Source organism: Fusobacterium varium, assembly GCA_021531615.1.
Lineage (GTDB): Bacteria > Fusobacteriota > Fusobacteriia > Fusobacteriales > Fusobacteriaceae > Fusobacterium_A > Fusobacterium_A varium_C.
This window is the reverse complement of the sequence record JADYUE010000062.1, coordinates 1-9,708: the sequence shown is the minus strand read 5'-3', so window position 1 is coordinate 9,708 and position 9,708 is coordinate 1. Positions and strand designations below refer to the sequence as shown.

At 29.7% G+C, this 9,708-nt stretch carries 10 protein-coding genes; all 10 read right to left on the bottom strand.

Going from position 1 to position 9,708, the window contains the following annotated elements:
• Positions 1-562 (bottom strand): hypothetical protein (locus I6E31_12040; GenBank protein ID MCF2640690.1); only part of this gene is annotated, 562 nt, incomplete at its 3' end.
• 334 nt (positions 563-896) lie between these two features.
• On the bottom strand, positions 897-1,790 hold the full coding sequence (gene era / locus I6E31_12035) for a GTPase Era (GenBank protein MCF2640689.1): 894 nt from the start codon (positions 1,788-1,790) through the stop codon (positions 897-899).
• 3 nt (positions 1,791-1,793) lie between these two features.
• Positions 1,794-2,582 carry a site-specific integrase gene (locus I6E31_12030; GenBank protein ID MCF2640688.1) on the bottom strand — a complete coding sequence of 263 codons (789 nt, stop codon included), beginning with the start codon at positions 2,580-2,582 and terminating at the stop codon, positions 1,794-1,796.
• A gap of 1 nt (position 2,583) precedes the next feature.
• Positions 2,584-4,248 (bottom strand): DNA repair protein RecN, encoded by a 1,665-nt coding sequence (gene recN, locus I6E31_12025; protein ID MCF2640687.1) that lies wholly within the window; start codon positions 4,246-4,248, stop codon positions 2,584-2,586.
• The gene (locus I6E31_12020; GenBank protein MCF2640686.1) at positions 4,242-5,045 is read right to left on the bottom strand and encodes an NAD(+)/NADH kinase; all 804 of its coding nucleotides are present in this window, start codon (positions 5,043-5,045) and stop codon (positions 4,242-4,244) included. Before I6E31_12020 ends, recN begins: the two co-directional genes overlap by 7 nt.
• 14 nt (positions 5,046-5,059) lie before the next feature.
• A complete protein-coding gene (locus I6E31_12015; protein ID MCF2640685.1) occupies positions 5,060-6,154 on the bottom strand; it encodes a peptidoglycan DD-metalloendopeptidase family protein in 1,095 nt (364 codons plus the stop codon).
• Positions 6,151-7,008, bottom strand: coding sequence for a cell division protein FtsX (locus I6E31_12010; GenBank protein MCF2640684.1), 858 nt, complete (start codon positions 7,006-7,008; stop codon positions 6,151-6,153). Before I6E31_12010 ends, I6E31_12015 begins: the two co-directional genes overlap by 4 nt.
• Before the next feature lie 95 nt (positions 7,009-7,103).
• Positions 7,104-8,033, bottom strand: coding sequence for a transketolase family protein (locus I6E31_12005; protein MCF2640683.1), 930 nt, complete (start codon positions 8,031-8,033; stop codon positions 7,104-7,106).
• A 31-nt stretch (positions 8,034-8,064) separates the two neighbouring features.
• Positions 8,065-8,883: a transketolase gene (locus tag I6E31_12000; protein MCF2640682.1), complete on the bottom strand. Its 819-nt coding sequence runs from the start codon at positions 8,881-8,883 to the stop codon at positions 8,065-8,067.
• Between the two features lie 84 nt (positions 8,884-8,967).
• Positions 8,968-9,561, bottom strand: a complete 594-nt coding sequence (locus I6E31_11995; GenBank protein ID MCF2640681.1) for a hypothetical protein — start codon at positions 9,559-9,561, stop codon at positions 8,968-8,970.
• Positions 9,562-9,708: the final 147 nt, after the last annotated feature.

The following is a 9,708-nucleotide window of genomic DNA, read 5'->3' as shown; positions in this document are numbered from 1 at the left end:
TATTATCTATTTTATCTAGTCTATTATCTTGTGTTTGATTTTTTTCATCTATTTTATCTAGTCTATTATCTTGTACTTGATTTTTTTCATCTATTTTATCTAGTCTATTATCTTGTGTTTGATTTTTTTCATCTATTTTATCTAGTCTATTATCTTGGTCTGTATTTTTAGAGTTTATATCATTAATAACTCCACCTGTTGTTCCTGTTCCAAATAATTGTTCATCTAGAGCAGCTATATTATCTCTATTAGTATTTACTTGTCCTTGTAGAGCATCAAAATCTGATTGATTTACTTTTCCATTTATTTCATCTTTACTAGCAAATTTATTATTTGCTTCTTCTTTAGTATAAACATCATTTGCATCTGCTTTGCCAGCTACCTCATCTTGTAATCCATTAATAGCATTTGAAACTGCTTCAAAATTTTCATTTGTTTTATCTACTTGGACAACAACATTAAGTGGTCCACCTACACTATTATTTGGTAACTTGAAATTTCCAGCATAACCAACAGTAGATAAAGCTGCCATTAATGCTACTACCATAAATTTTTTTTTCATAATTAACTCCCCCTATTTCTTTATATTGCTTACCTTTTTAGTTAAAGTTCGCTTTTATATAAAAAAGGCGTACTGAAATTTAACTAAATATGTGTTTATAAAATATAATTACTCTATTTTTAATCGTTTGTCAAGGAGAAATTAATGTTTTTTATGTTAATAGACATAAAAAATGGAGACTCTATTAAAGAAAAGTTCCTCTATTTTATATAAAAACGAACACTATCTATTTTAATTATTTTAATAGGAAGATAAAACTTTATATTTTAAATAAAAAAGCTGAGTAACATTCAAAAATGTTTTCTCAGCTTTTTTAATATCACAAAATTTTCTTTTATTTCTCCTCTACATAACCTAACTCTTTAAGGAATGGTTTTTTCTTTCTCCAATCCTCTTTCACTTTAACCCAAAGAGTCAGATATATTGGCTCTCCTATTAATTCTTCAATCTCTTTTCTAGCCTCAATACCAATCTCTTTCAGAAGTTTTCCATTCTTCCCAATAATTATACCCTTTTGAGAATCTCTCTCAACATAGATATTAATATCAAATTTATCTCTTCCATTCTCTCTTCTCTCTACATTAAGTATCTCAATAGCCACAGAGTGAGGAATCTCATCTCTAGTTTTTAAAAGAATCTTTTCTCTAACAATCTCTGTTATTATCTTATACACAGAGATATCAGTATACATATCATCTGGGTAGTATTTTATCCCCTCTTCTAAAAATGGATCAATAGCCTCTAAAAGTTTAGGAAGTCCAAAAGCATACTGTCCAGATATCTCAACAACTCCATCAAAATCTCCAAGTTTTGCCTTTACCTCTTCTCTCTTTTCAGCTAACTTCTCATCAGATAACTTATCAATCTTATTTATAACAAGGATTCTTGGAGTTCTCTTTGCTTCCATAACTCTCTCCATTACAAATTGATCCCCTGTACTTATCTCTTGTGACCCATCTAATACAAATAGAATTACATCTACATCTTTTAAAATTCTTATTGCACTATTAGTCATATACTCACCTAATAGGTGCTTTGCCTTATGAATCCCCGGTGTATCAATAAAGATATATTGATTATCATTCAGATTTAAAATTCCCTTTATATTATCCCTTGTTGTTCCTGCTTTATCTGAAACTATAGCTACCTTTTCAGACACCAGCTTATTTATCAAAGTAGATTTACCAACATTTGGTCTACCTACAACAGCAATAAATCCTGCTTTCACCTATTAATCATCTCCTATTCCTATTTCTAAATATACTTTTTTTATCTTTTCCAACAATGTTTCTCTACCTTCTTCACTCTCTCTATATTGAGAATTAGCTTTTTTTATCATATTTGGAGAAACTTCATGATCTATACCTGCCTTTTTTCCATAGGCTATAAATCTTGCTCTAAAATTTTGCCTTGATAGCTCTGGAAAAACTCTTTCACTCTCTGGAAAAACCTCCTCTACTATATGTACAAACTCTTTTAATCTATCTCCTAACTCTTGAGGTATTGTTTCTGAAAATAGATTCTTTCCTCTATTCACAACTACACTTTTAAACTCATATCTTTTTAAACTATCCCTTGTTAAATTTAAGATATCATTTATTTGTAACCCTGTTTCATAAATCAATTTTATTATTAAACTATCTCTTATTCCCTCAAAACTATCTCCACATTTCTCCAATATCATATTTAACTCATAAAGTTCCAGCTCTTTAGGAACAAATTTTTGCAGTTTTGGAAGTTGAATATCTTGAATTGGTAGAGATTCTATTATCCTGTTTTGAAGAAGATATTTATAGAAAGTTTTTAATGTACTCACTTTTCTATATATTGATCTATCACTATAGCTAATTTTTAAACTTTCAATATAGTTTAAGATAATCTCATTATTTACTTCTAAAATATCCTTCTCTCCTAAAAACTCTTTAAACTCATTGATATCTCTACTGTACATATCTAAGGTACTATCTGAAAATCTCTGATTTTCTCTAGCATCATTGAAAAATTTCTCTACAAAATCAATATTATCTCTCATTTAAAAGCTCCTCTGCATGTTGTAAAACAGCTTCAGTTACATTTTCACCAGCTAACATACGAGCTATCTCAACAACTCTTCCTTTAGCATCTAATTTTTTTACAGTGGTAGAAGTTTTATTATTAACTGTCTCTTTCTTTATATAGAACTGTTCGTGTGCTCTAGCAGCTATTGCTGGAGAGTGAGTAATAGAAACCACCTGTGCATGATCTCCTATCTCTCTAAGTTTATCAGCTATTTTTCTTACTGTTTCCCCTCCAACTCCTGTATCAATCTCATCAAAGATTAAAATAGGGATATTGTCAACTCTTGAGAAAATAACTTTAAGAGCTAACATTATTCTACTTACCTCTCCACCAGAGGCTATCTTCCAAAGAGGCTTCATTCCCTGTCCTATATTTGTAGAAATTAGAAATTCTATTGAATCAGAACCATTATTTCCCATATGCTCATTTTTATCAACTACAATATGGAATCTTGCATCTCCCATTTTTAAAAATTGCAACTCTTGCTCTAAAAGTTTTTCTATCTCTAAAGCTTTATTTAATCTTAATTCTCTAAGTTCTAAAGCTAACTTCCAATACTCTTCCTCTGCCTCTTTCTTCTCTTTTAGTAATTTCTTTACTTCAAAACTATTTTCTTCTAATAAGTTAATCTTTTCAGCTATACTATCTCTAAACTCTATGATCTCCTCTATTGTAGCACCATATTTACTCTTCATCTTATTTATTAGATCAAGTCTTTCAATTACCTTTTGAAGTCTATTTTCATCTATATCAATATCTCTATCAGCAGTATCTAACATATCTATACAATCTTCAAGCTCATAATAGACTTTCTCCAATTTCTCCAATATCTCTTCAAACTCCTCACCATATTTACATAGTGACTCTATATTTCTTCTTGAGTTATTGATAAAATGTAGGGCATTTACCTCTCCATCACGAAGTTGAATATTTGAATCTAAAATCTTATCCTTTATCTTTCCAGCATTAAAAAGTTTTTTATACTCCTCTTCTAACCTATTGTCCTCGTCAACTTCTGGAGCAACTCTATTTATCTCATTCAGTTGAAACTCATAGAACTCTCTTTTTTCAATAGCTTCCTGTCTATTTTTCTCTATCTCATCTATTCTATTAGATACCTCTTTACATTTTAAATAGACTCTATTTATATTTCCTCTTAACCCTTTTCCCTCTTCTCCTAGAAATTTATCTAAAAGTCTAACATGATTATTTTTATTTAGTAGCATTTGATGAGAGTGTTGTCCAACTATATCTACAAGAGTTCCCATTATCTCCTTTAGATTTGTAAGAGATACTCTAACTCCATTTACATATACTTTTCCTCTACTATTTCTATCAAAATATCTTCTAACTATTACTTCATTATCCTCTACATCAATACCAAAACGGGCTGAGAGTTCCTCAGCCTGTTCTTCATTAATTTCAAAAACCCCTTGAGCTAAAAGATGATCTTCTCCATCTCTTATCATATCCACAGAGGCTTTTTCTCCTATTAAAAGGTTTATTCCACTTAAAATAATTGATTTTCCAGCACCTGTTTCACCAGTTAATACTATTAACCCATCTCCAAATTCTAAATCAAGTTCATCTATTATAGCTAGATTTTCTATTTTAAGCTCTCTTAACATAGATTATCTCCCCATTTTAATTTTTCTCTAAGAACACTATAATAGTTTCTGTTCTTAGGTATTACAAGATTTAATCTCATTTTTGAATATTCTATCTCAATAGTTGTATTGCTATCTATCTCCTCACTTACTTGACCATCAACTATAACTTGTCCAGTACGTTCTTTATCTGCCATTTGAAGTTCTAATTTTTCATCTCCACCTATAATTATAGGTCTTGTATTGAGATTGTGTGGAGCTATAGGAGTTATCACCATAGCTTTCATACTAGATTTTAAAATTGGTCCTCCTGCTGACATTGAGTAAGCTGTTGATCCTGTTGGAGTTGCAACTATTACCCCATCACCTTTATATGTACACATATACTCATTATTTGCTGTAAAAGCTATTCTTAAAACTCTTGAAGTGATCCCAGCTTTTGAAACTACAATCTCATTTAGTGCATAATAAGTTTTCTCTTTTATCTTTGCCTCTAAAATATATCTAGTCTCATATTTGAAATCATTATTGAGAAAATTATCATACTCCTCAAATATATTCTCTCTCTTTATCTCTGTTAAAAAACCTAAACTTCCTGCATTTATAGCTATTACATAGAAATTTTCTTTAAAGATAAATTGCTTAAAAGATCTCAATAGTGTTCCGTCACCACCAATAACCACTGCAAAATCTGCCTCTTTACCTCTATTATTATCTAAAATTTCTATATTCCTTTTTTGAAAATATTCTACACTCTCTCTATACAACTCTTGAGCTATCTCTTTTTCAGTATTATATATAATGCAAACTTTTTTCACTTTTATCCTCCTAGCTAAAACATAGGAACAGGGTTGATAGGTTTTAAATTAAATCTCACTTCATAGTATAAGTTAGGTTTTCCTTCTGTTGATAATCCTAATACTCCAATATCTCCACCTTTTTCAACTCTTTGATTAAGTTTTACATTTGTAGAGATCAGATTTCCATAGACACCAATCATATTATATCCATAGTCTATCATTACAACTTTTCCTAAACCTTGGAAATTATCTGCATAGATAACTTTTCCACCTGATGAGGCTACTACTTTTCTACCCATTTGAGCCATTATCTCTATTCCATTACTTGATACTCCCTTTTCCTTTTCCTGTCCAAAAACCACTACAATTTTCCCCTCTACAGGTTTTAAAGTTTTACCAAGTTTTGAATAAGCTTGACTTTTATTTACTACCTTTGTATCTGTTTTTGTTCTTGCAACGATAATTTGTTTTATCTGCTTTTCTATTCTCTCCTTCTCTTTACGAAGTTTACTAATAGTTTTTACATGTGTTGATTTTTCATTATTTAACTTAGCAATAAGTATATTTTTTTCTTTCTTCATTCTATCGATATTTCTAAGATTTTGAGCTAGCTTATTTCTAAGGTTACTAAGCTTTATTTTCTCTCTCTCAATATCTTTTTTTACTGTTTTAATGTCAACTTGAACAGATTGAATATACTCCATCTTTTTCAGATCTCCAAGTAGAAGATTTTTAAAATTTTTCCTCATAAGAGGTTGATTGCTAAAATCATCTTTATCACAAGAGTATCTATTCCAAGCTATAAGTTTAGCTTTATACTCAAGCTTTTTTCTTTTCATTACATCAGAACTGACATCTAAATTTTTTTCTCCATACTCTATATTTTTAGATACAGTTTTTATCTCTTCAACTGTTTTTTCTCTATCTTTTTCTATTCTTACAATATCATCTTCTATATCTTTAATCTGCTTTTGAATTTTTTGTTTTTCTACATCTATTGTTTTTATTCTAGTGTTTTTTTGGTTAATTTGACGTTCTATATTTTTTACTTTCTTTTTCATATCTGTTACACTATCTGAAAAAGCTAAAACACTAAAAATCATAAAAAACAGAACTACCTTTTTCAAGACTCCTCCTTAAAAAGAACTCTAAGTCTCAAAGGATTTATCCATATTATCATATTTATAGCTATTATTGCTAAAACTTGTACAACAAATATCTCTCCTATGCTAAGAATAAGATACTTACTACTTATCTCTATTATCTCTTCTCTAAAATATGTATAAACATTAAAAAATATCAAGGTTCCCATTAAAGCTGCTCCAGTAAATGGAAGAAGATTCACTTTTTTAGCTCTTCTTGAGTTTGCTCTATCATCTGGAATAATATCATTATAGTTTAAAAAATCTATAGCCACAGCATTATAGAAAATATAGTAGATCCCTAAAATTGAAGGAACTACTAACACTATCATCATCATAGCAAAAAGAAGGTTATAGAATTTTTTCTCCCTCTCTTGATAACTGATAAAAGCTGCATCTACAAATACTTCCTTGATATTTTGATTATTTTCTAAATTCTCTTGTATTTTTTCTGCATCATCTAATTTATTAAAATATATAAGTAAAGAATCTGAAAGTGGATTCTCTCCTTTAGGTATCGCCACATCTAATTGAGTTTGAAGATTTTTAAAAGCTTCCTCCTTAGATAAATATCTAACTTTTCTCACACCTTCTAATCCTAAAATCTCTACCTCTATCTTGTTTTTTTCCTCTTCTTTTAATTCACTTTTCAAATCAGCTGTAAAAAAATAGCTGTTATCAATTTTTTTATTTATTGAAGATATATTAATTAAAACTGATAAGAAAAAATTTAAAATGATAAAGGATATAACTAGAAGAATAAATGTTTTCTTTTTTATCTTAGTTCTATGCTTAGTATAACTATTTCTTTCAACTCTCATCATTAAATTATTATTCATATCCACTCCATCATTAAAAATTCTCTCAACAAAATTTAAGGCTGACTAAAATCTACCTTAATTATAGTTCAAAGTCAGCCTTAATTAATATAAAACTACATATTTTCTTTTACCATAGCTACTAATTTAGCTGCTGTTAGCTCATATTTTTCTAAAAGTTCTGTAGCTTTTCCACTTTGTCCAAATTTATCATAGATTCCTAATTTTTTAACTTTAGTAGGATATACTTCTGATAAAAATTCTGATACTGCTGATCCTAAACCTCCAATAACAGAGTGTTCTTCAGCTGTTATTATAAATTTAGTTTCTTTTGCTGCTTTTAATATTGTTTCTCCATCAAGAGGTTTGATTGTTCCCACATTGATTACTCTTACAGAGATTCCCTCTTGTGCAAGAATATCAGCTGCTTTTATAGCTTCATAAGTCATAAGTCCTGTTGCAGCTATTGTAACATCATTTCCCTCTCTAACTGTGTTTGCTATTCCAATTTGGAAATCATAAGTTTCCTCATCAAATATAGTTTCTACATCTAGTCTTCCCATTCTAATATATACTGGTCCTTCATATTCTGCTGCTGCATATACCATTTTTTTAGTTTCCACAGCATCTGCAGGACAAAGTACTACCATTCCTGGTATAGCTCTCATTATAGCTATATCTTCAATAGCTTGGTGAGATCCTCCATCTTCTCCTACAGAGATTCCTGCATGAGTTGGAGCTATTTTTACATTTAGTTTTGGGTATGCTATTGTATTTCTAATTTGTTCAAATCCTCTTCCTGCTGCAAACATTGCAAATGTTGAAGCAAATGGGATTCTTCCACAAGTTGCAAGTCCTGCTGCTGTTCCCATAAGGTCAGCTTCTGCAATTCCTACATTAAAATGTCTTTCTGGAAATTCTTTTTGAAACATACTAGTTTTTGTAGATTTAGTTAAGTCTGCATCTAAAACTACGATATCTTTATTTATTTTTCCAAGTTCTACTAAAGCTTCACCATAAGCTTGTCTTGTAGCCTTTTTACTCATTTGTTAGTCCCTCCTGGATTTTTCTTATAGATTATTTGCTATTTAATTCAGCTAATGCTTTTTCAGTTTCTTCTGCTGTTGGAGCTACTCCATGGAATCCACATACATTTTCCATAAATGAAACTCCCTTACCTTTTATTGTTTTAGCTATAACAATAGTTGGTTTTCCTTTTACACTTTTAGCTTCTTCTAAAGCATTTAAAATTTCTGTAAAGTTATGTCCATCTATTTTTATAACATGCCAACCAAAAGCTTCCCATTTAGCATCAACTGGTTCAACTCCCATAACTTCATTTACATTTCCATCAATTTGTAAATTGTTAAAGTCTAGGAAAGCACATACATTGTCAAGTTTATAGTGAGCTGCTGTCATTGCTGCTTCCCAAACTTGTCCCTCTTGAATTTCTCCATCTCCAAGTATTACATATGTTCTGTAAGATTCTCCAGTAATTCTAGCATTTAAAGCCATTCCATTAGCTACAGATAATCCTTGTCCTAATGATCCTGTTGAGATTTCTACTCCTGGTACTTTTTTCATATCTGGATGTCCTTGAAGGAAAGATCCATATTTTCTTAATGTTACAAGAAGTTCTTTATCAAAGTATCCTCTTTCTGCTAATGTTGCATATAGTGCAGGAGCTGCATGTCCTTTTGATAAAACAAATCTATCTCTGTTTTCCATCTTAGGATTTGCAGGGTCTATATTCATTTCTGAAAAATATAGAGTTGTTAATATATCTGTTGCAGATAATGATCCTCCTGGATGTCCTGATTTAGCTTCACAGATCATTTTTACTATAGATTTTCTGATACTATTAGCTTTTTCTTCTAGAATTTTAATATCTTTCATTTGTTTCTCCTTTCAAATATTTATATTCTTTATAAATTATATTATTTTATACACATTATTGTCAAGAAAAGGAAAAAAATTATATTAAAAAAATGTAGAAATACTTTTAGTAATAAAATTTACCCCTTTTAATATTTGTTCCAATACCTCTTTGTATTTTATACACCCTATAATTATAAGAAAAAAAGTATATGAGAAAAATGGTCTCAATAATTTTCCCTCTTTTTTCATATCTTTTAATATAGTAAATACTCCCAAAGAGAAAATACATATGAATTCCATCGTATTTTTGGTATATCCTACTGCTGTAATAGAACATAGAACAATGAATAAAATTAGAAGAATTCTTGTCACTTGTGGTGTGCAACTTATTTTTAAAATAGGTATTTTTAATAGTGCTCCTCCACCCCACCCCTTAGGATAAAGATCAAAAATAAAGTGTAATGCCAATGCTATTGCAAAACCAATTAAAAAATATCTAAATACTTCATTTTGATCCTGCTCATAAAGTCTTATTAAAAACAATAGAGCTAAAGGACTATGAGTAAGAATACTTCTATGCTTCAGTTTCAATTTAAAATCCCAATCAGGAAATTTTATTCCTAAAAAATAAGCTGCAAATAATATAATTATCTCTAGCATACTTATTTTTTCAAAAAATTTTGCAAAAAAATCCATTATTTCTCCTGTAATTTTAAAAAAAGGGAGCAGAAATCTTCTGCTCCCTTCTGCCTTCAAGTAAGGTTAATTACTAAATTAATTATTTAGTGATTTCAGCAACTACTCCAGAAGCTACTGTTCTTCCACCTTCTCTGATTGCGAATC

Coding starts and splice junctions, on each gene's coding strand:
- recN (MCF2640687.1), bottom strand. CDS start 4,248: ATGTTAAGAGAGCTTAAAATAGAAAATCTAGCTATAATAGATGAACTT.
- I6E31_12010 (MCF2640684.1), bottom strand. CDS start 7,008: ATGAATAATAATTTAATGATGAGAGTTGAAAGAAATAGTTATACTAAG.
- I6E31_12005 (MCF2640683.1), bottom strand. CDS start 8,033: ATGAGTAAAAAGGCTACAAGACAAGCTTATGGTGAAGCTTTAGTAGAA.
- I6E31_12000 (MCF2640682.1), bottom strand. CDS start 8,883: ATGAAAGATATTAAAATTCTAGAAGAAAAAGCTAATAGTATCAGAAAA.
- I6E31_11995 (MCF2640681.1), bottom strand. CDS start 9,561: ATGGATTTTTTTGCAAAATTTTTTGAAAAAATAAGTATGCTAGAGATA.